Source organism: Pseudomonas sp. NY5710 (genome assembly GCF_013305665.1).
Classification (GTDB): domain Bacteria; phylum Pseudomonadota; class Gammaproteobacteria; order Pseudomonadales; family Pseudomonadaceae; genus Aquipseudomonas; species Aquipseudomonas juntendi.
Genome location: NZ_CP045554.1, coordinates 339,793 through 364,938 on the forward strand (window position 1 = coordinate 339,793; position 25,146 = coordinate 364,938).

Here is a 25,146-nt window from a genome sequence, read left to right on the forward strand (position 1 = left end):
TCATGTTGCATATTTTCTGTCCCCACTGCGGCGAGCTGCGCTCCGAAGAAGAGTTCCACGCCTCTGGCCAGGCGCACATCGCCCGCCCGCTGGACCCGGCCGCCTGCTCCGACGAGGAGTGGGGTACCTACATGTTCTACCGTGACAACCCACGCGGTATTCACCACGAACTGTGGGACCACGTTGCCGGCTGCCGCCAGTACTTCAACGTCACCCGCGACACCGTGACCTACGAAATTCTGGAAACCTACAAGATTGGCGAAAAGCCGCAAGTGACCGCCAACGGTAAAGCTGCCAGCGCACCGTCCGCCGTCAAAGGCCAAGGGGAAAAAGTATGAGCCAGACCTATCGCCTCGCCAGCGGCGGCCGTATCGACCGCAGCAAGGTCCTGAACTTCACCTTCAACGGCAAGACCTACCAGGGTTATGCCGGTGACAGCCTGGCCGCCGCGTTGCTGGCCAACGGCGTCGACATCGTTGGCCGCAGCTTCAAGTACTCGCGCCCCCGCGGCATCATCGCCGCCGGCACCGAAGAGCCGAACGCCATCCTGCAGATCGGCTCCAGCGAAGCCACGCAGATCCCCAACGTGCGTGCCACCCAGCAGGCGCTGTATGCAGGCCTGGTCGCCACCAGCACCAACGGCTGGCCGAACGTCAACAACGACGTCATGGGCATCCTGGGCAAGGTCGGCGGCAGCATGATGCCGCCGGGCTTCTACTACAAAACCTTCATGTACCCCAAATCGTTCTGGATGACTTACGAGAAGTACATCCGCAAGGCAGCCGGCCTGGGCCGTGCACCGCTGCAGAACGACCCGGACAGCTACGACTACATGAACCAGCACTGCGACGTGCTGATCGTCGGTGCCGGCCCTGCTGGCCTGGCAGCAGCACTGGCCGCCGCGCGCAGCGGTGCCCGGGTGATACTGGCCGACGAACAGGAAGAGTTCGGCGGCAGCCTGCTCGATACCCGCGAAACCCTGGACGGCAAGCCTGCCGCCGAATGGGTCAGCGCCGTGGTCAAAGAGCTGGAAGGCCTGCCGGAAGTGACCCTGCTGCCACGTGCCACGGTCAACGGCTACCACGACCATAACTTCCTGACCATTCACGAGCGCCTCACCGACCACCTGGGCGACCGCGCCCCGATCGGCCAGGTACGCCACCGCGTGCACCGTGTGCGCGCCAAGCGCGTGGTACTGGCTGCCGGCGCCCACGAGCGCCCGCTGGTGTACGGCAACAACGACGTGCCGGGCAACATGCTGGCCGGTGCCGTGTCCACCTACGTACGCCGCTACGGCGTGGCCCCGGGCCGTAAGCTGGTGCTGTCGACCAACAACGACCACGCCTACCGCGCGGCGCTGGACTGGCACGATGCCGGCCTGCAAGTGGTCGCCATTGCCGATGCCCGCCACAACCCACGTGGTTCGCTGGTTGAAGAAGCGCGTGCCAAAGGCATTCGTATCCTTACCTCCAGTGCTGTGATCGAGGCCAAGGGCAGCAAGCACGTGACCGGCGCCCGTGTGGCGGCGATCGATGTGCAGGCGCACAAGGTCACCAGCCCTGGTGAAACCCTCGAGTGCGACCTGATCGCCTCGTCGGGCGGTTACAGCCCGATCGTTCACCTGGCATCGCACCTGGGCGGCCGCCCGGTATGGCGTGACGACATCCTCGGTTTCGTACCGGGCGATGCGCCGCAAAAACGCGAATGCGTGGGTGGCATCAACGGCGTCTACGCCCTGGGCGATGTGATTGCCGATGGTTTCGAAGGCGGCGTTCGCGCGGCCACCGAAGCCGGTTTCAAGGCCACCGTTGGCACCCTGCCGAAAACCGTTGCGCGCAAGGAAGAGGCCACCGTGGCGCTGTTCCTGGTACCGCACGACAAGGGCACCAAAGGGCCGAAGCAGTTCGTCGACCAGCAGAACGACGTGACCGCCGCCGGCATCGAACTGGCCACCCGTGAAGGTTTCGAGTCGGTCGAGCACGTCAAACGCTACACCGCGCTGGGCTTTGGTACCGACCAGGGCAAGCTGGGCAACATCAACGGCCTGGCCATTGCCGCCCGTTCCATCGGCATTACCATTCCGGAAATGGGTACCACCATGTTCCGCCCCAACTACACGCCGGTCACCTTCGGCGCGGTAGCGGGCCGCCACTGTGGTCACCTGTTCGAGCCCGTACGCTTCACCGCCCTGCATGCCTGGCACGTGAATAACGGCGCCGAGTTCGAAGACGTCGGCCAGTGGAAGCGCCCGTGGTACTTCCCCAAGGCCGGTGAAGATATCCATGCTGCCGTGGCCCGCGAATGCAAGGCCGTGCGTGACAGCGTGGGCCTGCTGGACGCCTCCACCCTAGGCAAGATCGACATCCAGGGCCCGGATGCCCGTGAGTTCCTCAACCGCATCTACACCAACGCCTGGACCAAGCTCGACGTGGGCAAGGCCCGTTACGGCCTGATGTGCAAGGAAGACGGCATGGTCTTCGACGATGGCGTAACCGCCTGCGTCGGCGACAACCACTTCATCATGACCACCACCACCGGCGGCGCTGCACGCGTGCTGCAGTGGATGGAGCTGTACCACCAGACCGAATGGCCAGAGCTGAAGGTGTACTTCACTTCGGTCACCGACCACTGGGCCACCATGACCCTGTCCGGCCCCAACAGCCGCAAGCTGCTCAGCGAGCTGACCGACATCGACATGGACAAGGAAGCTTTCCCGTTCATGACCTGGAAGGAAGGCAACGTAGGCGGGGTACCGGCCCGTGTGTTCCGTATTTCGTTCACCGGTGAGCTGTCGTACGAAGTGAACGTGCAGGCCAACTACGCCATGGGCGTGCTGGAACAGATCATCGAGGCGGGCAAGAAGTACAACCTGACCCCGTATGGCACCGAGACCATGCACGTTCTGCGCGCCGAGAAGGGCTTCATCATCGTCGGTCAGGACACCGACGGCTCGATGACCCCGGACGACCTGAACATGAGCTGGTGCGTGGGCCGCAACAAGCCGTTCTCGTGGATCGGCCTGCGTGGCATGAACCGGGAAGACTGCGTGCGTGAAAACCGCAAGCAGCTGGTGGGCCTGAAGCCGATCGACCCGACCAAGTGGCTGCCGGAAGGCGCCCAACTGGTATTCGATCCCAAGCAGCCGATCCCGATGGACATGGTTGGCCACGTGACCTCCAGCTATGCGTCGAACTCGCTGGGCTACTCGTTCGCCATGGGCGTGGTCAAAGGCGGCCTCAAGCGCATGGGCGAGCGCGTCTACTCGCCGCAGGCGGATGGCAGCGTGATCGAGGCGGAAATCGTGTCTTCGGTGTTCTTCGATCCGAAGGGTGAGCGGCAGAACGTTTGACTCCGGGCCCTGTGGGGGCAGGCCAGGCCCAATCGCCGGCAAGCCAGCTCCCACAGGATCGATGCAGTTTTGAAGGTTGGTGAGGTCCCTGTGGGAGCTGGCTTGCCGGCGATGAGGCCGGTAGCCCCAACACAAAAGCGGCGTCGCATCGACGAACAAGAATTCAAGGCAGGTAAGAAATGAGCGCTATCAACGTCTTCCAGCAAAACCCCGGCGCCGAGGCCAAGGCCCAGTCGCCACTGCACCACGCCGACCTGGCCAGCCTGGTTGGCAAAGGCCGCAAGAACGCAGGCGTAACCCTGCGCGAAAAGAAGTTTCTGGGCCACCTGACCCTGCGCGGCGATGGCCATGACCCGGAATTCGCCGCGGGTGTACACAAGGCCCTGGGCCTGGAGTTGCCTGTAGCACTGACCGTGGTGGCCAACGGCGACATGTCGCTGCAATGGGTCGGCCCCGATGAGTGGCTGCTGATCGTGCCTGGCGGCCAGGAACTGGCGGTCGAGCAAAAGCTGCGTGCAGCCCTCGAAGGCCAGCACATCCAGGTGGTCAATGTGAGCGGCGGGCAAAGCCTGCTGGAACTGCGCGGCCCCCATGTACGTGAAGTGCTGATGAAGTCCACCAGCTATGATGTTCACCCGAACAACTTCCCGGTGGGCAAGGCCGTCGGCACCGTGTTCGCCAAGTCGCAACTGGTGATCCGCCGTACCGCCGAAGACACCTGGGAACTGGTGATTCGCCGCAGCTTCGCCGACTACTGGTGGCTGTGGCTGCAGGACGCTTCGGCCGAGTACGGCCTGAGCATCGAGGCTTAAGGAGCGCAGAACATGAGTCGGGCACCGGATACCTGGATTCTCACCGCCGACTGCCCGAGCATGCTCGGCACCGTCGACGTGGTGACGCGTTACCTCTTCGAGCAGCGCTGCTACGTGACGGAGCACCACTCCTTCGACGACCGGCAGTCGGGGCGTTTCTTCATTCGCGTGGAGTTTCGCCAGCCGGACGATTTCGATGAAGCCGGCTTTCGCGCCGGCCTTGCCGAGCGCGGCGAAGCGTTCGGCATGGTGTTCGAGCTGACCGCCCCGAATCACCGCCCCAAAGTGGTGATCATGGTGTCCAAGGCCGACCACTGCCTGAACGACCTGCTGTATCGCCAACGCATTGGCCAACTGGGCATGGACGTGGTCGCGGTGGTGTCCAACCACCCCGACCTCGAACCCTTGGCGCATTGGCACAAGATCCCGTACTACCACTTTGCCCTCGACCCCAAGGACAAGCCTGGGCAAGAGCGCAAGGTGTTGCAGGTCATCGAGGAAACCGGCGCCGAGCTGGTGATTCTTGCGCGCTACATGCAAGTGCTGTCGCCTGAGCTGTGCCGGCGCCTGGACGGCTGGGCGATCAACATCCACCACTCGTTGCTGCCCGGGTTCAAGGGCGCCAAGCCTTATCACCAGGCCTACAACAAGGGCGTGAAGATGGTCGGTGCCACGGCGCACTACATCAACAACGACCTCGACGAAGGGCCGATCATTGCCCAGGGCGTCGAGGTGGTGGACCACAGCCATTACCCGGAAGACCTGATCGCCAAGGGCCGCGACATCGAATGCCTGACCCTGGCGCGGGCGGTGGGGTATCACATCGAGCGGCGGGTGTTCCTCAACGCCAACCGGACTGTAGTTCTGTAATGACCTGTGCCGGCCTCTTCGCGGCTAAAGCCGCTCCTACAGGTACTGCGTGAACTCAAAGCCAGCGCAGTACCTGTGGGAGCGGGCAAGCCCGCGAAGCAGGCGACGCGGTGTATGGCACCGGCTACGCCGGTGATCGCCGGCAAGCCAGCTCCCACAGGGATATCACAGGCCTCAAAGGCTGTGCTTTACCTGTAGGAGCGGCTTTAGCCGCGAAGAGGCCGCCACAGGCCACCACCTCTGTTTCCCTCCATATCCTCCAACGACAAACCTGCCGCTAAATGGCATCTCCCTGTCGCTCCCAGTCAGTGCACCCGGCCCCATCAGGCCCACAATTCCCCTCATCCAGAAACACATGCCGCCCAAGGATGGCGGCGCGTTCAACCACCGCTGCATAAATAAAAATCAAGCGAGGTAAGAGCATGTCTGGCAATCGTGGAGTGGTATATCTCGGCGCCGGCAAGGTCGAGGTGCAGAAGATCGACTATCCGAAAATGCAGGACCCACGCGGCAAGAAAATCGAGCATGGCGTGATCCTGAAGGTGGTCTCCACCAACATCTGCGGCTCCGACCAACACATGGTCCGCGGCCGCACCACTGCCCAGGTCGGCCTGGTTCTGGGCCATGAAATCACCGGTGAAATCGTCGAGAAAGGCAGCGACGTCGAGCGCATGCAGATCGGCGACCTGGTTTCGGTACCGTTCAACGTTGCCTGCGGCCGTTGCCGCTCGTGCAAAGAGATGCACACCGGTGTGTGCCTCACCGTCAACCCGGCCCGCGCCGGCGGTGCCTACGGTTACGTCGACATGGGCGACTGGACCGGCGGCCAGGCCGAATACGTGCTGGTGCCCTACGCCGACTTCAACCTGCTGAAACTGCCCGAGCGCGACAAGGCCATGGAGAAGATCCGTGACCTGACTTGCCTGTCCGACATCCTGCCAACCGGCTACCACGGCGCCGTCACTGCCGGCGTAGGCCCAGGCAGCACCGTGTATGTCGCTGGTGCCGGCCCGGTCGGCCTGGCCGCCGCTGCCTCGGCGCGCCTGCTGGGTGCTGCTTGCGTCATCGTCGGCGACCTCAACCCGGCCCGCCTGGCCCACGCCAAGTCACAGGGCTTTGAAGTGGTCGACCTGTCCAAGGACACCCCGCTGCACGAGCAGATCGTCGATATCCTCGGCGAGCCGGAGGTGGACTGCGCCGTTGACGCCGTGGGCTTCGAGGCCCGCGGCCATGGCCATGAAGGTGCCAAGCACGAAGCCCCGGCCACCGTACTCAACTCGCTGATGCAGGTTACCCGCGTAGCCGGCAACATCGGTATCCCGGGCCTGTACGTGACCGAAGACCCGGGCGCGGTGGACGCTGCCGCCAAGATCGGCGCGCTGAGCATCCGCTTCGGCCTGGGCTGGGCCAAGTCGCACAGCTTCCACACCGGCCAGACCCCGACCATGAAGTATAACCGCCAGCTGATGCAGGCGATCATGTGGGACCGCATCAACATTGCCGAAGTGGTGGGCGTGCAGGTGATCAACCTGGACCAGGCGCCGGAAGGGTATGGCGAGTTTGATGCCGGGGTGCCGAAGAAGTTTGTGATCGACCCGCACAAGATGTGGGGCGCGGCGTGATCGCGTAACGAAACAAGAAGCCCCTCATTTCGAGGGGCTTTTTTATAGGTTTTCTGACCCTTGTGCGGCAAGTACCGAACCCATCTGATCGGTGGCCAGAAGGCCGCCGGCTTGAGTGTCGTCTGCACTCAGATCTGCCAGCGGTTGCTTCGCATTGCGGAAGATTGCGCGCTGGCGATTGTCCTCTATTATCGTGATGATGTCGTTGCCCTGGTAGAAGAAGAGCGTCCTGTTCGGTGCGTTGTTCACGGTTGAAGTCCCTGCCGCAGTGTATGAATGGGAGCTGCCTGGCGCCTATTCTGGGCCGTTGCAGGGATTTTGATACTGGCAAAAATAACAGTTTGATAAGGTGGCACGGTTGTGGGAGCGGGCGTGCCCGCGAAGAGGCCAGCCCTGCCAACCCATCACTCAGCGCATCATCCCCAACTCAGCATCATCCATCAGCGCCTTGGCCAACGCGCTCAGATAATGTGAAGCCCAGAGCAACTGCGGTTTGTTGTCCATCAGGCCGTCAATGGTCAAATCCCGCACATAGCCCATCAGTTCCTACGCTTGTTTCAGCAGCACCGCCTGCTGCGCGACCGTTTGCGCGTACTTTCAGAAGCCTCCTACAAAAAAGTGGAAAAAACGGAAATCTGAGGAGATTAGCTCGCCGGGCGTCCGAGCCGTTCGAGGAGTGGGGAGGTTGGCACAGCCTTTATACATTGCTTGTTCAATGCCGCCTTACAGACGGAATTCGTGCTTACCCGTACAAGATGTGAGGCATGGCATAAGGTGCCAAAACTGTTGCGACAAGCGTTTCGTTGTCGCCCTAGTTTTGACTTGCCTTAAAAAAGCGAATCTGCACTCTCTCCTAATTCTTGCGGAGCTAAACCGCGGTGTCTCGTGCATTTACAATTTTGCGTATGTTTCGTGCACTTCGAATTCCGAGGAGGTTATCGAGGAAATTAACTTTCTCTGTTACTCTGTAGGTGATTGATCTGGCTTCACTGTTTGTTTTTTTTATCTGTCCGTGGATAGATCCTGAGTAAGCGATAACAGGGGCGCCTGTGAGCTTCGAGAGTCCCATGGCTAATGAGTCATATCCTTGTTCAGGACTGTTGGCGCCGTGGCATGTAATTAGATGTATAGGCTCTTTTTTGCCGCGATCTAATTTGCGGAGCTGGTTATATAAATCGTCAGCGTCCCATAAAGTGTTCGGGGCTGCTTGTATTGCGCCACGTGTTCCATGTCCCGCAATTGTCAGTATGCGCTCTCCAGGCTGCAGAGGGTGCTTCGCGTCATATATTACGTGCCCGAATCTAGGGCTTCCCTGGCTTATGTACTTTCCACTGAAACGACGATAACTTCGGAAGAATGGGAAGTGTCCTGTAGGGTCGCTGATGTTGACGGGGTCTCCTAGAGCAAACGCGTAATTGTTCAGTCCACCTTTGCCAAATGGACTCTCAGTATCTGTACTGTGGAAACGCATCAGCTGTGGAGAGTAATTTCGATATCCATTCCCGAGCAAATAACCTTTCTTGTCCGCTAGTAATGGCTCTCCTTTGAATGCCGTTGTTAGGAGGTCGCCGCTGATGGTGTATCCGAACGGGGTAAAAAGTGTGTGCAGGGTTGCAACCGGGCTTGCGCTTGCCATCAGACTGTTTTGCTCGTCGCAAGTCAGAAGCTTCAGTGTAATGGTACTTTCTCTTGATTCGCTTTCGGCTAAAATTACGTTGGGTGACCTGACGATTGAAATGCTGGTGTTTTTTTCAATTAGAGTGCATGGGGAAGAGGCGTTATAGAATATTTTCACTGATATTTCTCCCTGTGTCAGTCATCGTGGAGCACCCTTGCGGAAGTCGGTGCGCTTCTAATAGGAGAATATTTTACATCGCTAAGTGGATGTGCCCGATGTTTATGTAGCCGAGTTTATAGGCGGCTATGTCAGTTGTTAACTGACAAAAATATCAGGTACCCAGTTGGGCAATTGGAAGCGCGTGCAACCCCGGCAGCCGCCCCGGACCAAACCCGCAAATCTCCAGGCGAGGCGCCCGAGGCGCAGGCCAATCTGCTCAACACCTTGGACAGTAAATTGAACATCACCCCTTAGCAGGCCGTGGGCGGGGCTGGGGCGATGTTGGGGTTGGCGCGCAACAATCTCAGCAGCGACGACTATGGCCAACTGACCAAAGCGGTGCCGGGGCTGGACCTGCTGTCTGGTGCCAATGCCCTGGGTGGGTTGAGTGGTTTGGGGGATTTGCTGGGCAAGAACAGCCAGAGCCAGTCTGCGTTGAGCAATGCGCGGGGCGCGCTTTGCGGCTCTTTTGCGGCACAAGGCCGTTCCTACACAAGGGCCGATATAGTCAGGCGGCTGCCCGCCTGACTTGATCATAACCTCGTTCGCTGCCGCATCGGCCTGATGGCGACGCTGGCTTTCCAGCGATGAGGCCAACCCAGGCGAAACATGCGTGCGATTTAGTGCAGCATTGCATCCGCCGGTCGTTGAACCTGGGCGAGGGCCGACGCCAACAGTCCTACAAGTAAGTGGAAAAAGCTGATGGAGCGCCTAGATTATTCTCGTCGCCCAGGTCCAATCCAAGCTGAACGGATAGTCTCTGCAATGTGCTTATATGTTAAAGGCCAGCATACCCTCGTCTTAGGCTCTACGGAGGCTATGCTTGATGTTTTTCGGTCTGTAGGAGTAGTCACCATATTCTCGAGTTGCAAGAAGCAATTGGAGATTTCCAATCTGCGCGGCATCGCATGCGGTCGCAATTGGCAAATTTGTTAGGTGACAAGCAGCCCGGAACAAACCCTCGCCCCCCCAGTCAAACACCTCGTTTCCCAGGCCATCCCGGCCAACGAGGTCCCTCCCGATGAAAGCATTCACCCTGGCAACCCTGATGACCCTGGCCGCAAGCCCGGTGTTCGCCTTCAACCTCAGCGACGCCGCCAACGCCGTATCCGCCATGCAAAACCAGCAACAGCAAGGCCAGGTACAGGCGCCCCAGGCGCAGGCCGATCTGCTCAACACCTTGGGCAGCCAGTTGAACATTACCCCCGAACAGGCCGTGGGCGGGGCGGGGGCCATGCTGGGTTTGGCACGCAACAGCCTGAGCAGCGAGGACTATGGCCAGTTAACCAAGGCGGTACCGGGCCTGGACCTGTTGTCGGGTGCCAATGCCCTGGGCGGGCTAAGCGGCTTGGGGGATTTGCTGGGCAGCAGCAAGGGTAGCCAGTCGGCTTTGGACAAGGCATTGGGTAACGACGTGCAGAACCGCAGCGACCTGGACAATGCCTTCAAGGCACTGGGTATGGATACCGGAATGATCGGGCAGTTCGCGCCGTTGCTGCTGCACTACCTGGGGCAGCAGGGGATTGCTGGTTCGTTGCTGCAGAACCTGGGGAGTTTGTGGACGACGCCAGCGCCGTTGGCTCAGCCTTCGGTCTGATGGCTCTTTAGCGCCAGGGCTGGCATCGCAGCCGTTGAAAGCTGGCGCTGCCCTGTAGGAGCGGCCTCGTGTCGCGAAGGGCTGCGCAGCGGCCCCGGCAATCTTCGGCGCGAAGCTGAAATCCCGGGGCCGCTTCGCGCCCCTTTCGCGACACAAGGCCGCTCCTACAGGTACAGCGCAAGCCCGGGAAAGCGGAGTCAAGCCCAGGACGGCGGAGTCAGGCTGTTTTCTGTGAAGTCCACCAGGCGCACCGGGCGGCGGAAGCCGGCGGTCAGTACCGCCAGGCAGGCAAGGCCCAGTGCAAACCAGCACAGGCCGATCACCAGCGTCAGCGCCGACAGGCTGGTCCACAGCCACAGAGCCAGCTCAGGCAACGCAAGGCTTGAAGCCCTTAATGCAACGTCCGCGGCTCAAAAGGCAACTGGACCTGGATCAAGGATGCCTCAAGCAGCGCTCGCAACGCCTCGAGTTCATGCATCGTCGCCATGATCAGTACCGAGCCTGGCGACTTGGGCTGCAGCAGCACCGCCTGCTGCGCGACCGTTTGCGCGCACAGGGCGTACTCCGCGGCCTGGATGAGTGTGTCTTCTAGGGAATGGTAAGTGTGGGGTGGATCGGGGACGATCTTAAGCATGCTGGATGACCTCTAAGTGATGCCACCACCGGCCTGCTGTCAAACAAGAGGGAGGCAGCTGTACATGGGTTGACAGACCGGTAGGTCAACCAAAACCCGGCGCACATGAGTGCCCCATGCACAGCTGCCATAACGGCAAAAGCCATGTGGTTGACGAGTGCGGCCTGTCAAAGCCGGTCGCTGATTTCGCAGCGACCGCCCGAGACTAGAGCCCAGCCCAGATCATCCCGTTCCAGCCCTGGAAAGTCACTACTCAGTTGAATAAGGCCCTCCTGACGGCGGAAACTTGATGGGGTAAGCTCTCAAAAAACTCTCCAATCCACTCCGGCTCTTCGGTTTCATCCCTCCTAGCCTGCCGCCGTGCTTTTAAAGCCTCGGCTAAGCGCTCCTTTAGCTCAGCCCCCTGTTCTCGCCCAACAGACTTGTTTATGTAGCTGGGAAGTTTTTCTTGCTGCTTTCTATAGAGCTTATCGCGATTTTCTTTGGCAGGTGCTAACTTTGCTTGGTATTTTCTAAGACTCTTTTCGTATTTATCGGGATTTTCTTCCATATTCACAGCGTCTTTGAGTAGTTTATGAGGTTTGTATTGGTATTCATTTTCAATATAGTTTACTTTTCTCTGTGCCTTGTTGGTCTCATTTACCAAATTTTTAATTTTTGAATTGTAGTATTTGGATTCTGACTTAATATTCCTGAACTTGGGCGAGAGACGCCTAAATATTCTGTATGCTATATGACCCGAATTGTCTGTATGGTTTGTGGGGTCGCCAAAGCAGTAGCTATAAGCGTTCAAACCACCACTGGCAAAGGGACTAAAAAAGTCTGGGCTACAAAACCGCTGTAGTTGCGGACGGAACAGCCGATAGCTACCTAATAGGTAGCATAAGGTCCGCGGGTCACGCCATTGACCGTTGAAGGCCAATAGCACGGCGTTTTCCGAGGTATCCAGATGGCCGTAAGGTGAGTACGTCATGACCCTGTCGAATAGGCCCAAGACAGAATTGGCGCGATCGCTCGTCAATAGTTTTGTCGCCTGCGCTCTTTCGAGTTGCGCCAAAGCTGTATCTTGCACGCGGATAATATGACGGTGCCCGTGCGGAGATACTGTAGTGTTTAAATGACCATTTTGATAGAAGAGTAAAGAATTGTCATTTGACAATTTTTTCAAGCGCAGGCCGGTCGCTTCGCAAGCTGGTTCGGTTCTTCCGTTTGTTTTGTTCGACATAATATTCACCCAACAGTTGTCGGAGTGCTTGATGCTGCGCGAAGCATTGCATAACCACAACTGGTAGTTTTGCTAGTTATCAGACGGTGGGAGCAAGCCCAATGAGCGCCAGTCAGATCTCTCGTTTTCCAGGCCATTCTGCTCAACGAGGCCCCTCTCGGAAAATCAGCAACAGCAAGGCCAGGTACAGGCGCCCCAGGCCCAGGCCGATTTGCTCAACACCCTGGGCAGTCAGTTGAACATTACCCCGAGCAGGCCGTGGGCGGGGCGGGGGCGATGTTGGGGCTGGCACGTAACAGCCTGAGCAGTGAGGACTATGGCCAGCTGACCAAGGCGGTACCGGGCCTGGACCTATTGTCGGGCGCCAATGCCCTGGGCGGGCTAAGTGGCTTGGGGGATTTGCTGGGCAGCAACAAGGGTAGCCAGTCGGCCTTGGACAAGGCGTTGGGTAACGACGTGCAGAACCGCAGCGACCTGGACAATGCCTTCAAGGCCCTGGGCATGGATACCGGCATGATCGGGCAGTTCGCGCTGTTGTTGCTGCAGTACCTGGGGCAGCAGGGGATTGCTGGTTCGTTGCTGCAGAACCTGGGGAGTTTGTGGACCACGCCAGCGCCGTTGGCTCAGCCTTCGGTCTGATGGCTCTTTAGCGCCAGGGCTGGCATCCCAGCCGTTGAAGGCTGGCGCTGTCCTGTAGGAGCGGCCTTGTGTCGCGAAAGGGCTGCGCAGCGGCCCCAGATTTTCAGCTTCGCGTCAAAGATTGCCGGGGCCGCTGCGCGCCCCTTTCGCGACACAAGGCCGCTCCTACAAGCGACCGCGCAAGTCCGGGAAAGCGGAGTCAAGCCCGGGAACGCGGAGTCAGGCTGTTTCTGTGAAGTCCACCAGGCGCACCGGGCGGCGGAAGCCGGCGGTCAGTACGGCCAGGTAGGCAAGACCCAGGGCAAACCAGCAAAGGCCGATCACCAGGGTCAGCGCCGACAGGCTGGTCCACAGCCACAAGGTCAACGCCAGGCCCACCAGCGGCACGAGGCCATAGCACAGCAGCCCCTTGAGGTTGCGCTGCGCCCCGTCATCCATCAGGTGGGTCTTCACCACCGCCAGGTTCACCGCCGAAAACGCTACCAGCGCACCAAAGCTGATCAGCGAGGCCAGGGTCGCCAGGTCGATCACCAACGCCAGCAGCGAAAACGCCGACACCAGCAAAATGGCGAACACCGGGGTGCCGAACCGTGGCGACAGGTAACCGAAGCTGCGCCGCGGCAGCACGTTGTCACGGCCCATGGTGAACAGGATGCGCGACACTGCCGCCTGCGAGGCCAGCGCCGAGCCCAGGCTGCCGGCAACAAAAGCGGCGGTGAAGAAGTTGGCCAGGAACTGCCCACCCGCCTTGAACATCACCTCGTTGGCCGCCGCATCGGCATTGGCGAAGGTGGTGCCCGGCATGACCAGCTGGCTGACATAGGCCAGCACGGTGAACAGTACGCCAGCGAACAGGGTGGTGAGGATGATCGCCCTTGGCACGTCGCGGCGGGCATCGCGGCATTCTTCAGCCAGGGTCGAAACGGCATCGAAGCCAAGGAACGACAGGCACAACACCGCCGCACCAGCCATCAGCGCGCCAAAGCCAGGTTGTGAGCCGTCACCCAGCAGCGGCGACAGCAGGTCGAGCGGCTGGCCGGCCAGCGTTTGGCATGACAGGGCCACGAATACCACGATGAAGACGATCTGCGCGCCGACGATCAGGTTGCTGGTTTTGGCCACCGAATGAATGCCGACCACGTTGAGCACGGTGACCAGGGCGATCGAGGCCAGCGCAATGGACCACGCCGGGATGGCCGGGAAGGCGATATTGAGGAACAAGCCGATCAACAGGTAGTTGATCATCGGCAGGAACAGATAGTCGAGCAGCAGCGACCAGCCAGCGAGGAAACCGACGTTGGGGCCGAAAGCCATGTTGGTGTAGGAGTACGCCGAGCCTGCTACTGGGAAACGCTTGACCATGAAACTGTAGGACGCGGCGGTGAACAGCATGGCCACCAGGGTGACCATGTAGGCGCTGGCGGTGCGGCCCCCGGTCAGCTCTGTCACGATGCCATAGGTGGTGAAGATGGTTAGCGGGACCATGTACACCAGGCCGAAGAACACCAGGGCCGGAAGGCCGAGAACACGGCGAAGCTGAGCGGAGTTGGAGCTGGGTGGGTTGGCCATCGATCGATCCAGAGCGTTTTTTTAGTTGTGCTTTGGTCGATTTTTATCCACTTGGGTGGGGGATGACAAAAAAGTAATCCTTATGTTGATTATTAGCTTGGGTTTTAATCGGATTGTTGGGCTGCCTGAGCGGGCCGCGGGTGGCAGCGCAAGCCCGAAGGTAGCACCACCCTCTGTAGGAGCGAGTTCACCCGCGAAGAGGCCCCATCAGGCGGTAAACACCTCAGCCCCTCTCCCCCCGCAGTTGCTCGATCCGCTGGTCCTTGTCCAACCACAACTGGTTCACCCAGGCCTGCACCGTCTGGCGGAATTCAGGATCGTTCTCGTAATCCCCCGCCCACAATCCAGGGTCCAGCTCACGCACCTGAATGTCGATAATCACCCGGCTAATGCTGCCATTGAGCAAATCCCAGAACCCAGGCGCCCTGTTGCCTGGGTACACGATGGTCACGTCCAGCAGCGCATCGAGTTGCTCACCCAGCGCCGCCAGCACGAACGCCACGCCACCGGCCTTGGGCTTGAGCAGGTAGCGATATGGCGACTGTTGCGCCTGGCGCTTGGCGTCGGTGAAGCGCGTGCCTTCAAGGTAGTTGACCACGGTCACCGGCTGGCGCTTGAACAGCTCGCAGGCGGCCTTGGTGATCTCTAGGTCCTTGCCCTTCAGCTCGGGGTGCTTGGCCAGAAAGGCCTTGCTGTAGCGCTTCATGAACGGGTAATCCAGCCCCCACCAGGCCAGCCCCAGCAGCGGTACCCAGATCAGCTCTTTTTTCAGGAAGAACTTGAAGAACGGCGTGCGCCGGTTGAGGCTTTCGATCAGGGCCGGAATGTCCACCCAGGACTGGTGGTTGCTCACCGCCAGGTAGGAAGTGTCCTTGCGCAGGTTCTCGACGCCGCGGATGTCCCACTGGGTGGGGATGCACAGGGCAAAGATGGCCTTGTCGATTTCCGACCAGGTTTCGGCCACCCACATCACCGCCCACGAGGCATAGTCACGGCCACGGCCCGGCAACACCAGTTTGAGCAGGGCGAAGACCAGCAGCGGGCAGATCAGCACCAAGGTGTTGAGCAGCAGCAGGGTGGTCGTAAGAATGCCGGTAAGCAGGCGACGCATAAGGAAACTCTTGTTGTATGAAATTGGCAGGGCGCAATGATAAGCAGCGCCGGGGCCTACGCCAAATGTCCGATGCCCGGCGGCAGGAACAAATGTTTCACAACATGTTGGATAACCTTGTGGCAACGAACCTATCCTGCCAGTGCAGTCTAAGCACTGACCTCTTTGAAGGAAGCCTGCCTGTGAAACCTTTGCTTGCCCTGTTGTCGTTGTTGTCACTGCCGGTGATGGCCGCCGACCCTACCCTCTACGGCCGTTACGAGAATATCGCCCTGCCCGAGCTGGGCGAAACGTTGAAAGCCAAGATGGATACCGGCGCCTTTACCGCGTCGCTGTCGGCCAAGGATATCGAGTTGTTCACCCGCGATGGCGATGAGTGGGTGCGCTTTCGTCTGGCGACCAAGGACGCCGATGGCAAAGTTTACGAGCACAAGGTCTCGCGTATCAGCAAGATCAAAGGGCGGGCCGATGAGGAAGACGAAGGGGATACGCCGGAAGTTTCCAAGCGCCCGGTGGTCGACCTGCAGTTGTGCCTGGGTGACGTGAAACGCACTGTTGAAGTGAACCTGGTGGACCGCAGCAACTTCAACTACCCGCTGTTGATTGGCTCCAAGGCGCTGCGCGAGTTCAAGGCGGCGGTCAACCCAGCGAAGAAATTTACTGCTGGCAAGCCAGGCTGCTGATACGTAGCTTGAGGGAGGGCAAACAGCGCGGGCGCTGATTGGGTCAGGATTGGGCAGTTGTTTCCTGTGGTACCCAGGTGAGGCCTTCGCGGGCACGCCCGCTCCCACAGGTAATGCACAGCTTTCGAATACTGTGCTGTCCCTGTGGGAGCGGGCGTGCCCGCGAAGAGGCCCTTCAGGCCTGCGCAGAAGTGGCGACCATCGACGGCCGCTTGCTCACTTCTGCATACCACGCGGCCAGCCCAGGCTGGCGCTCGCGCCAGCCGAACTCGGGCTGACGCAGGTCCAGATACCCCAGCGCACAGGCCACGCCAATCGCCGCCAGGTCGAACCCGGACATCAGCTCAGGCAAATGCTCCTGCTCCAGGTTGGCCAGGCTACGGCGAATCTTGTCGCCCTGCGCCTGCAGCCAACCGTCCCAGCGCTTGTCTTCAGGCCGCAGGAAGCTTTCATAACGGCACGATACCGCTGCATCCAGGATCGCATCGGCCTGCGACACCAGCGTCAGGCGCCGCCAGCGCGCCGAGCCTTCGCGTGGCAGCAGCGGCAGGCCGACGTGCTGTTGGTCGAGGTACTCGCAGATCACCCGGCTGTCGTGCAGCACGGTGCCGTCCTCCAGGCGCAGCGCCGGGATCTTGCCGATCGGGTTGTCCTGGTTCAGCTGCGGGTCGCCGCTCACCGGGCTGATGTTGACCGGCTGCAGCTGCACCCGCTGCAACTGGCCGGTTTCGTGCAGCACAACCATCACCTTGCGCACGAACGGCGACAAGGGCGAGTGGAACAGCGTCATCGTGCTCATGCTTCAGTTACCTTGCAGGCTGGGTGGCAGGCACACGCCGGTACCGCCGATGCCGCAATAGCCGTCCGGGTTCTTGGCCAGGTACTGCTGGTGGTAGGCCTCGGCGAAGTACACCGTCGGTGCCTGGTCGATTTCGGTGGTGATTTCGCCGAACCCGGCCTTGCTCAGCTCGGCCTGGAAAGCGTCACGGCTGGCCTTGGCCTGTTCCAGCTGTTCCGGGCTGGTGCAGTAGATGGCAGAGCGGTATTGGGTGCCGACATCGTTACCCTGGCGCATGCCCTGGGTTGGGTTGTGCAGCTCCCAGAACATCGCCAGCAGCTCGCGGTAGCTGACCTTGTCCTTGTCGAACACCACCAGCACCACTTCGGTATGGCCGGTCAGGCCCGAGCAAACCTCTTCATAGGTTGGGTTCGGGGTGAAGCCGCCGGCATAACCCACCACGGTGCTGACCACACCTTCGCGCTGCCAGAAGCGGCGCTCGGCGCCCCAGAAGCAGCCTAGGCCGAAGATGGCGAAGTCGATGCTGCCTTCGAAGAACGGGCCGAGCAGTGGGGTGTCCTTGAAGACGTAGTGGAACTCGGGCAGGCTCATTGGCGTTTCGCGGCCAGGCAGGGCCTGTTCCGCGGTAGGCATGACGTTTTTGTTCACCAGGATTTCCGAACGCAGGACCATGGCCGTTCCTCTGTGTTTAATCAGTTGGATAGGTGTTGGGGCTTTCGCGGGCATGCCCGCTCCCACAGGACTGAATGTTGTGGGGAACCTGTGGGAGCGGGCGTGCCCGCGAAGAGGCCCGAATGGCTTCTATAGTGCCCGAGGTTTACGCCGCTGTCAGGCCACCGGTCCACGCGGATAGCGCTTCAACCGCTCGGCCAGCTCGCGCCCCGGGATCGGCCGGTCGAACAGGTACCCCTGGCCCACATCACACCGGTGCCGACGCAAGAATGCCAGCTGCTCCGGGGTTTCGATGCCCTCGGCCACCACCTTCAGCTTCAGGTTGTGGGCCATGGCGATCACTGCCGAGGTGATTTCCATGTCGTCCTGGTTGTCGGGGATTTCGTTGATGAAGCTACGGTCGATCTTGAGGATGTCGATCGGAAACTTCTTCAGGTAGCTCAGCGACGAGTAGCCGGTGCCAAAGTCGTCCATGGCCAGGGTCAGGCCCAGGGCCTTGAGTTCTTCCAGCTGGCGGTGGGTGTCTTCGCTGGCTTCCAGCAGCAAGCCTTCGGTCAGCTCCAGCTCCAGCAGGTGCGGGGGCAGGGCTTCTTCCTTGAGGATGCTGCTGATCGACGCCACCAGGTCCGGGTCGGAGAACTGCTTGGGCGACAGGTTGATGGCCACATGCAGGTTACCCATGCCAGCGGCGCGCAATTCCTGGCTCATGCGGCAGGACTGGCGCACGACCCACTTGCCAATGGGGATGATCAGGCCGGTTTCCTCGGCCACGCTGATGAACTGGTCCGGGCGGATCATGCCGCGCTCGGGGTGGTTCCAGCGCAGCAGCGCCTCCAGGCCCAGCAGGCGACCGCTGCGCAGGCACAGCTTGGGCTGGTAGAACACCTCCAGCTCGTTCTGGGTCAGCGCGCGCCGCAGGTTGTTCTCGACGAATAGCTTGTAGCTGGCCTCGGCATTGAGCACTTCGGTGAACACCTGCACCTGGTGCTTGCCGTTGGCCTTGGCCTTGTGCAGCGCCAGGCCGGCGTTCTTCATCAGGCTGGCCGGGTCGCTGCCGTGCAAGGGGGCATAGGCCAGGCCGACCGAGGCGGTAACGTTGATCAACTGGTTGTCGACGAACATCGGCTTGTCGAGGGTGCGCAGCAACTGCAGGGCCACGCCCTGGCCATCTTCCAGGATGGTGTTGTCCAGCAGCACGGCGAACTCGTTGCTGGCAAAGCGTGCCAGGATACCGCCGCTGTGCAGGCTGTTGCGCAGGCGCCGGGCCAGGCTGATGAGCAGCTTGTCGCCGGTCTGATGGCCAAGGCTGTCGTTGATGCGCTTGAAGTTGTCGATGTCTACCAGCAGCAGGCACATCGAGTGTTCGCCGTCGCGGGCAAAGCGCTCATCCAGGCTGCGAATGAACGCCGGGCGGTTGCCCAGGTTGGTCAGGTTGTCGGTGTACGCCAGGCGTTCGATGCGCTGCTGCGCCAGTTTGGTCTGGGTGATGTCTTCATAGATGCCGATGTAGTGGGTCAGCTCACGGTTGTCGCCGTACACCTTGGAAATCGACAGTTGCCCCCAGTAGGGCTCGAGGTTCTTGCGCCGGCTCTTGAATTCACCTTGCCAGCTGTTGCCCATGGCCAGGCTCGACGGTGAGTCGAACAACAACTCATTGAGGTTTTCCAGCGCCGGCAGCTCGCCGAGGTGGCGGCCTTGTACTTCGTCGGTGCTGTACTGGGTAATGGCGGTAAAGCTTGGGTTGACGTACTCCACCCGGCCATCGCGGTTGACCAGCAGGAACGCGCTGGCGCTTTGTTCGACCGCACGCTGGAACAGGTGCAGGGCGTTGGCTGCAGCGCGGCGGTTGTGGTTGGTGATGACCTGGGCGAACTGGTCGGCCAGTTCGCCGGCGAAGGCGATTTCATCCGACTGCCAGGCACGGGGCTGGCCGGTCTGCTCCAGGCACAGCACACCCACCACCTGGCCGTCGACACGAATGCTGGCGTCGAGCATGGCCTTGTTTTCCGGGCACAGACTTCGTGCCAGCTCACGGGTGCGCGGGTCATGGCCGGCGTTATGGGCATCGATGGCGCGGCTGGCGTGCAGCGCGTCGAGGTAGTCCGGGAAGTGGCTGGCGTCGATGGCTTCGGGGCGGCGGTGTTCCTGAGTGTCGCGTTTCCACGCGGTGATCGGTTCCAGGCGCTGGTCTTCCAGGTGCCAGATGCTGGCGCTGTCGACGTTGTAGATTTCGCAAGCGCTCTGGGTGATCAGCTGGGCGGCTTCCAGCAGCGAGTTCTCGGCACTGTAACGTTGGCGGGCCAGGCGCAGGATCAGGTCCTGCTGGCCGCGCACGCGTTCCAAGTGCTCGAGTTGCTCCTGCTGGGCGCGCTGGTTCAGCTGCAAGGCCAGCTGCAGGCGGTTGTTGCGTGATTCCAGGTCGTTGGCATCCTGCTCGGCGGCGTCGTGCGGCTGGCCGTCGAGCACGCTCAGGTAGCCGCGCAGCAGCAGGCGGTTGTGCTGCTTGTAGGCTTCACCCACCTCCAGCAGGCGCAGTGCGGTATTGGGCGTATGCAGGGTATAGCGCACCCGGTAGTAACCGCGCTGGGCCAGTTGCTGCTGGATCTCGTCGTGCAGGCGGTAGCGTGCCTCGGGCTCCATCAGGCTGGCATAGGGCGCATCGAACTGTGCGCACAAGGTGCCGGCATGCAGGCCGAACTGCCGCTCGCAGGCTGGGTCCAGGTAAAGCATGGCCCAGCTGGCTTCGTTAAGCCTTTCGAAACGCAGCATGCCCAGCCGCGAGGGCACGGGTAACGGCGTGACGACCTCGGCCGCCACACGGCTGGCGGCATCGGGTTGGCTTTTCATCGAAGACTCGCTTGAAGAGGGAATGCTGCGTAGGGCCGCTGCGGGTCTGGCAAGGTTGCATCATGTGCCAAGGGCTGGCAAGCAGCCATGTGTGATGCTGTGTAGGGGTTATCGGCGGCCTGGCCGGAATCTGTAGTTTGGCCTGGTTTTCCGGCGGGCAAAAAAAGCCCCGCCAATCGACGGGGTTGAGGTACGAGCGTGGCAGCTCGAAAAAGGAACTGCCCCTGCATGCAGGGGCAGTGGGCCGCCTTACAGCAGCATGGTGCGGATGTCGCCCAGCACGTCGCCCAGGCGCTTGGTGAAGCGCGCGGCGGCAGCGCCGTTGATCACACGGTGATCGTAGGACAGCGACAGTGGCAGCATCAGCTTGGGCTGGAAGGCCTTGCCATCCCAGACCGGCTGCATGGTCGCCTTGGACACGCCAAGGATCGCCACTTCCGGCGCGTTGACGATCGGCGTGAAGCCGGTGCCGCCAATGTGGCCGAGGCTGGAGATGGTGAAGCAGGCACCCTGCATCTCGTCAGCCGAGAGCTTCTTGGTACGGGCTTTTTCAGCCAGTGCCGCAGCTTCGGCAGCCAGTTGCAGCAGGCTCTTCTGGTCGACGTTCTTGATCACCGGGACCAGCAGGCCGTCCGGGGTGTCCACGGCGAAGCCGATGTGCACGTACTTCTTGCGGATGATGGCCTTGCCGCTTGGCGCCAGCGAGCTGTTGAAGTCTGGCAGTTCCTTGAGCAGGAATGCGCAGGCCTTGAGCAGCAGTGGCAGTACGGTCAGCTTCACGCCAGCCTTTTCGGCCACGGCCTTCTGCGCCACGCGGAAGGCTTCCAGCTCGGTGATGTCGGCGGAGTCGAACTGGGTCACGTGCGGCACGTTCAGCCAGCTGCGGTGCAGGTTGGCGGCACCGACCTGCATCAGGCGGGTCAGGGCCACTTCTTCCACTTCACCGAACTTGCTGAAGTCCACGGCAGGGATCGGCGGGATGCCGGCGCCACCGGTCGCACCGGCAGCTGCCGGGGCGCTCGATGCCTTTTGCATCATCGCTTTGACGTACACCTGCACGTCTTCCTTCAGGATGCGACCGTGCGGGCCGGTGGCCGCGACTGCGCCCAGGTCGACACCGAATTCACGGGCCAGTTGGCGCACCGCCGGGCCTGCGTGGACCTTGGCGTTGCTACCGGCAGCCGGCGCGGTGGTAGCCGGCGCAGGGGCTGCCGCCGGGGCGGCAGCAGCAGGTGCGGCAGCCGGGGCAGCCTCAGCCTTGGCCGGGGCAGCGGCGGCAGGTGCCGGGGCAGCAGCAGGTGCTGCGCCAGCGACCTTCAGCTTGAAGATCAGGTCGCCAGTGCCGACTTCGTCTTCCAGCTTGCACAGGACTTCTTCGACCACGCCGGCAGCCGGCGACGGGATTTCCATGGAGGCCTTGTCGGACTCCAGGGTAATCAGCGACTGGTCGGCTTCGACGGTGTCGCCGACTTTGACCAGTACTTCGATGATCTTGGCTTTGCCCGACGAACCGATGTCTGGCACGTGGATATCCTGCACGGCGGCGGCAGCCGGTGCAGCCGCTGCAGCTGGGGCAGGGGCGGCTTCAGCGGCCGGGGCCGGGGCTGCAGCCTCGGCCGGTGCAGCGGCTGGCGCCTCAGGGGCCGCAGCAGCGGCGCCCTCGGCTTCCAGCACCAGCAGTTCGTCGCCTTCTTTCAGGCGGTCGCCCAGCTTGACCTTCAGCTCCTTGATGACACCGGCCTTGGGGGCCGGGATCTCCATGGAGGCCTTGTCGGACTCCAGGGTCAGCAGGCTCTGGTCAGCCTCGATACGGTCACCGACCTTGACGAACAGCTCGATGATTTCACCTTCACCGCTGCCGATGTCAGGTACGCGAATGAGTTCGCTCACTTAAAAATACTCCTCAGCAGTCCAGTGGGTTGCGCTTGTCCGGGTCGATGCCGAACTTGACGATAGCGTCTGCAACAACCTTGGGTTCGATCTCGCCACGGTCAGCCAGGGCTTCCAGGGCAGCCAGCACTACGAAGTGGCGGTCAACTTCGAAGAAGTGACGCAGCTTCTTGCGGCTGTCGCTGCGACCGTAACCGTCGGTACCCAGGACCTTGAACTCTTTGCTCGGTACCCACTGGCGAATCTGCTCGGCGAACAGCTTCATGTAGTCGGTAGAGGCAATGACCGGGCCTTTGCGACCGGCCAGGCACTGCTCGACGTAGGTCTCTTGTGGCTTCTGGCCAGGCTTCAGGCGGTTGGCGCGCTCTACGGCCAGGCCGTCGCGACGCAGTTCGTTGAAGCTGGTGACGCTCCACACGTCGGCACCGACGTTGAACTCTTCACGCAGGATCTTCGCCGCCTCGCGCACTTCGCGCAGGATGGTGCCGGAGCCCATCAGCTGTACGTGGTGTGCCGCTTCGCGGGTGTCTTCTTCGAGCAGGTACATGCCCTTGATGATGCCTTCCTCGACACCGGCCGGCATGGCTGGCTGCTGGTAGGATTCGTTCATCACGGTGATGTAGTAGAAGATGTCCTGTTGCTCTTCGGTCATCTTCTTCATGCCGTCCTGGATGATCACCGCCAGCTCGTAGCCGTAGGTTGGATCGTAGGTGCGGCAGTTCGGGATGGTGCCCGCCATCATGTGGCTGTGACCGTCTTCGTGCTGCAGGCCTTCACCGTTGAGGGTGGTGCGGCCGGCAGTACCGCCGATCAGGAAGCCACGGGTGCGGCTGTCGCCTGCGGCCCAGGCCAGGTCGCCGATACGCTGGAAGCCGAACATCGAGTAGAAGATGTAGAACGGCAGCATCGGCTGGTTGTGGCAGCTGTACGAGGTACCGGCAGCGATGAACGACGACATGGCGCCGGCTTCGTTGATGCCTTCTTCCAGGATCTGGCCCTTCTTGTCCTCGCGGTAGAACATCACCTGGTCTTTGTCGACTGGCTCGTAGAGCTGGCCGACCGACGAGTAGATACCCAGCTGGCGGAACATGCCTTCCATACCGAAGGTACGGGCTTCGTCCGGGATGATCGGCACGATGCGCTGGCCGATGTCCTTGTCCTTGACCAGCTGCGCCAGAATACGCACGAAGGCCATGGTGGTGGAGATTTCGCGGTCGCCCGAGCCGTCCAGGATCGCTTTCAGCGTTTCCAGCGGCGGGGTTGGCACGCTGAAGCTCTTGGCGCGGCGCTGAGGCACGAAACCGCCCAGGGCAGCACGGCGCTCGGCCAGGTACTTGGCTTCGGCAGAACCTTCTTCCGGCTTGTAGAACGGCAGGTTCTCGAGGTCGGCATCCTTGACCGGGATGTCGAAGCGGTCACGGAAGTGACGCAGGCTGTCGACGTCGACCTTCTTGGTGTTGTGCGCGGTGTTCTTGGCTTCGCCGGCACCGGTACCGTAACCCTTGATGGTCTTGGCCAGGATGACGGTCGGCTGCTCTTTATGGTTCACCGCCTGGTGGTAAGCCGCGTAGACCTTGTACGGGTCGTGGCCGCCACGGTTGAGCTTCCAGATCTCGTCATCGGACAGGTCTTCGACCATGGCCTTGAGTTCCGGGGTGTTGAAGAAGTTTTCACGAACGTACGCGCCGTCTTTGGCTTTGTAGTTCTGGTACTCGCCGTCGATGACTTCGTCCATGCGGCGCTGCAGGGCACCGTTGGTGTCCTTGGCCAGCAGTGGGTCCCAGAAGCGGCCCCAGACGACTTTGTTGACGTTCCAGCCACCGCCACGGAACACGCCTTCGAGTTCCTGGATGATCTTGCCGTTGCCGCGAACCGGGCCGTCGAGGCGCTGCAGGTTGCAGTTGATGACGAAGATCAGGTTGTCCAGCTTCTCGCGGCCGGCCAGGGCGATTGCACCCAGCGATTCCGGCTCGTCGCACTCGCCGTCGCCCATGAAGCACCAGACTTTCTGCTTGCCGGCAGGGATGAAGCCGCGCGCTTCCAGGTACTTCATGAAGCGGGCCTGGTAGATGGCCTGGATCGGGCCCAGACCCATCGAAACGGTCGGGAACTGCCAGAAATCAGGCATCAGCCATGGGTGCGGGTACGAAGACAGACCGTTGCCGTCCACTTCCTGGCGGAAGTTGTTCATCTGCTCTTCGCTGATGCGGCCTTCCATGAAGGCGCGGGCGTAGACGCCTGGGGAGGCGTGGCCCTGGAAGAAGATCAGGTCGCCGCCGTGTTCTTCGGTCGGGGCCTGGAAGAAGTAGTTGAAGCCGATGTCGTACAGGGTGGCGCTGGAGGCGAAGCTGGAGATGTGTCCGCCCAGGTCCGAGTCTTTCAGGTTGGTACGCATGACCATGGCCAGGGCGTTCCAACGCACCATCGAGCGAATGCGGCGTTCCATGAACAGGTCGCCAGGCATGCGTGCTTCGTGGGTGACAGGGATGGTGTTGCGGTATGGCGTGGTGATCGCATACGGCAGCTGGGAACCACTACGGGTGGCCAGCTCGCCCATACGGGTCATCAGGTAATGAGCGCGGTCTTCGCCTTCTTTGTCGAGGACCGACTCCAGGGCATCCAGCCATTCCTGGGTTTCGATTGGATCGAGGTCTTGCATGGCTTGCTCCAGGGCGGAAAGGCAACCAGAATCGATTGCCTGAGATTGCGACTGGCCTTATGGGCAGACGTCGTGAATTCTTGGATTACCGGGGTGTCGTCCGGCGCGTTGTAGTTTTACTACATTTGCTTGCGCATTTCATGCTTTTACACGACACGAGTAGTAGTAAAACTACAATTGTGCGACGTTTGGTCGCACGTTGGCTTGTGAGGAAAAACGTTCATGTTGGTTGGCATTGTGTCGCGAACGGGTGTTTCTTGATGTTTGTTGCCAATTTTGCATTTTTTTCAGCTATTTCCAACTTTTGTACGACAGTCCAACCGTGGTCCGG

The 25,146-nt window shown here is 61.0% G+C and carries 18 protein-coding genes and 4 pseudogenes; 9 read left to right on the top strand and 13 right to left on the bottom strand.

Annotated elements, in window-relative coordinates:
* Positions 1-2 precede the first annotated feature (2 nt).
* The 5 genes from GEV39_RS01505 to fdhA all read left to right on the top strand — a co-directional run bounded on the left by GEV39_RS01505 (position 3) and on the right by fdhA (position 6,653).
* Positions 3-338 carry a sarcosine oxidase subunit delta gene (locus GEV39_RS01505; RefSeq protein ID WP_009683373.1) on the top strand — a complete coding sequence of 112 codons (336 nt, stop codon included), beginning with the start codon at positions 3-5 and terminating at the stop codon, positions 336-338.
* Complete coding sequence (locus GEV39_RS01510) at positions 335-3,349, top strand: sarcosine oxidase subunit alpha (protein WP_173887343.1); 3,015 nt, start codon at positions 335-337, stop codon at positions 3,347-3,349. The genes GEV39_RS01505 and GEV39_RS01510 overlap by 4 nt, the downstream gene beginning before the upstream one ends.
* Positions 3,350-3,528: 179 nt before the next feature.
* The gene (locus GEV39_RS01515; RefSeq protein WP_115293268.1) at positions 3,529-4,161 is read left to right on the top strand and encodes a sarcosine oxidase subunit gamma; all 633 of its coding nucleotides are present in this window, start codon (positions 3,529-3,531) and stop codon (positions 4,159-4,161) included.
* A 12-nt stretch (positions 4,162-4,173) separates the two neighbouring features.
* Positions 4,174-5,031, top strand: a complete 858-nt coding sequence (purU, locus tag GEV39_RS01520) for a formyltetrahydrofolate deformylase (protein ID WP_009683377.1) — start codon at positions 4,174-4,176, stop codon at positions 5,029-5,031.
* 422 nt (positions 5,032-5,453) lie between these two features.
* The gene (fdhA, locus tag GEV39_RS01525) at positions 5,454-6,653 is read left to right on the top strand and encodes a formaldehyde dehydrogenase, glutathione-independent (protein ID WP_009683378.1); all 1,200 of its coding nucleotides are present in this window, start codon (positions 5,454-5,456) and stop codon (positions 6,651-6,653) included.
* 42 nt (positions 6,654-6,695) lie between these two features.
* Here fdhA and GEV39_RS01530 read toward each other — a convergent pair whose 3' ends face one another.
* From GEV39_RS01530 to GEV39_RS01540, 3 genes and pseudogenes are all read right to left on the bottom strand, one after another.
* Entirely contained in the window at positions 6,696-6,902 is a 207-nt protein-coding gene (locus GEV39_RS01530; RefSeq protein WP_173887345.1) for a hypothetical protein, read from the bottom strand.
* Between the two features lie 159 nt (positions 6,903-7,061).
* Positions 7,062-7,199: pseudogene (locus GEV39_RS01535) on the bottom strand (DUF3077 domain-containing protein); the annotation flags it as partial.
* Between the two features lie 322 nt (positions 7,200-7,521).
* Entirely contained in the window at positions 7,522-8,448 is a 927-nt protein-coding gene (locus GEV39_RS01540; RefSeq protein ID WP_249414317.1) for an RHS repeat-associated core domain-containing protein, read from the bottom strand.
* 231 nt (positions 8,449-8,679) lie between these two features.
* On the opposite strand from GEV39_RS01540, the pseudogene GEV39_RS01545 reads away from it, so the two are divergent.
* Both GEV39_RS01545 and GEV39_RS01550 read left to right on the top strand, forming a co-directional pair.
* A pseudogene (locus GEV39_RS01545) lies at positions 8,680-8,943 on the top strand (DUF2780 domain-containing protein); the annotation flags it as partial.
* Between the two features lie 568 nt (positions 8,944-9,511).
* Positions 9,512-10,087 carry a DUF2780 domain-containing protein gene (locus GEV39_RS01550; protein ID WP_173887347.1) on the top strand — a complete coding sequence of 192 codons (576 nt, stop codon included), beginning with the start codon at positions 9,512-9,514 and terminating at the stop codon, positions 10,085-10,087.
* A gap of 197 nt (positions 10,088-10,284) precedes the next feature.
* Here GEV39_RS01550 and GEV39_RS01555 read toward each other — a convergent pair.
* The 3 genes and pseudogenes from GEV39_RS01555 to GEV39_RS25975 form a co-directional block, all read right to left on the bottom strand.
* A pseudogene (locus tag GEV39_RS01555) lies at positions 10,285-10,452 on the bottom strand (hypothetical protein); the annotation flags it as partial.
* A gap of 26 nt (positions 10,453-10,478) precedes the next feature.
* Complete coding sequence (locus GEV39_RS01560; protein ID WP_173887349.1) at positions 10,479-10,721, bottom strand: hypothetical protein; 243 nt, start codon at positions 10,719-10,721, stop codon at positions 10,479-10,481.
* A gap of 253 nt (positions 10,722-10,974) precedes the next feature.
* Positions 10,975-11,946 carry an RHS repeat-associated core domain-containing protein gene (locus GEV39_RS25975; protein ID WP_249414318.1) on the bottom strand — a complete coding sequence of 324 codons (972 nt, stop codon included), beginning with the start codon at positions 11,944-11,946 and terminating at the stop codon, positions 10,975-10,977.
* A gap of 160 nt (positions 11,947-12,106) precedes the next feature.
* On the opposite strand from GEV39_RS25975, the pseudogene GEV39_RS01570 reads away from it, so the two are divergent.
* Positions 12,107-12,585 (top strand): annotated as a pseudogene (locus tag GEV39_RS01570) (DUF2780 domain-containing protein); the annotation flags it as partial.
* A 219-nt stretch (positions 12,586-12,804) separates the two neighbouring features.
* Here GEV39_RS01570 and GEV39_RS01575 read toward each other — a convergent pair.
* Both GEV39_RS01575 and yihG read right to left on the bottom strand, forming a co-directional pair.
* The gene (locus GEV39_RS01575) at positions 12,805-14,154 is read right to left on the bottom strand and encodes an APC family permease (protein ID WP_173887351.1); all 1,350 of its coding nucleotides are present in this window, start codon (positions 14,152-14,154) and stop codon (positions 12,805-12,807) included.
* Positions 14,155-14,377: 223 nt separating this feature from the next.
* A complete protein-coding gene (yihG, locus tag GEV39_RS01580; RefSeq protein WP_173887353.1) occupies positions 14,378-15,265 on the bottom strand; it encodes a 1-acylglycerol-3-phosphate O-acyltransferase, YihG family in 888 nt (295 codons plus the stop codon).
* 182 nt (positions 15,266-15,447) lie between these two features.
* Here yihG and rloA2 point away from each other — a divergent pair, with 182 nt between their 5' ends.
* Complete coding sequence (gene rloA2 / locus GEV39_RS01585) at positions 15,448-15,948, top strand: retropepsin-like aspartic peptidase RloA2 (protein ID WP_173887355.1); 501 nt, start codon at positions 15,448-15,450, stop codon at positions 15,946-15,948.
* A 175-nt stretch (positions 15,949-16,123) separates the two neighbouring features.
* Here the strand turns inward: rloA2 and GEV39_RS01590 are convergent, their stop codons facing one another.
* From GEV39_RS01590 to aceE, 5 genes are all read right to left on the bottom strand, one after another.
* The gene (locus GEV39_RS01590; protein ID WP_173887356.1) at positions 16,124-16,747 is read right to left on the bottom strand and encodes a glutathione S-transferase; all 624 of its coding nucleotides are present in this window, start codon (positions 16,745-16,747) and stop codon (positions 16,124-16,126) included.
* Between the two features lie 3 nt (positions 16,748-16,750).
* Entirely contained in the window at positions 16,751-17,419 is a 669-nt protein-coding gene (gene msrA, locus GEV39_RS01595) for a peptide-methionine (S)-S-oxide reductase MsrA (protein ID WP_054904284.1), read from the bottom strand.
* Between the two features lie 156 nt (positions 17,420-17,575).
* Entirely contained in the window at positions 17,576-20,266 is a 2,691-nt protein-coding gene (locus tag GEV39_RS01600; RefSeq protein ID WP_173887358.1) for a putative bifunctional diguanylate cyclase/phosphodiesterase, read from the bottom strand.
* A 249-nt stretch (positions 20,267-20,515) separates the two neighbouring features.
* Positions 20,516-22,156: a dihydrolipoyllysine-residue acetyltransferase gene (aceF, locus tag GEV39_RS01605; RefSeq protein ID WP_054881578.1), complete on the bottom strand. Its 1,641-nt coding sequence runs from the start codon at positions 22,154-22,156 to the stop codon at positions 20,516-20,518.
* A gap of 13 nt (positions 22,157-22,169) precedes the next feature.
* Entirely contained in the window at positions 22,170-24,815 is a 2,646-nt protein-coding gene (gene aceE, locus GEV39_RS01610) for a pyruvate dehydrogenase (acetyl-transferring), homodimeric type (RefSeq protein ID WP_173887360.1), read from the bottom strand.
* Between the last annotated feature and the right edge of the window lie 331 nt (positions 24,816-25,146).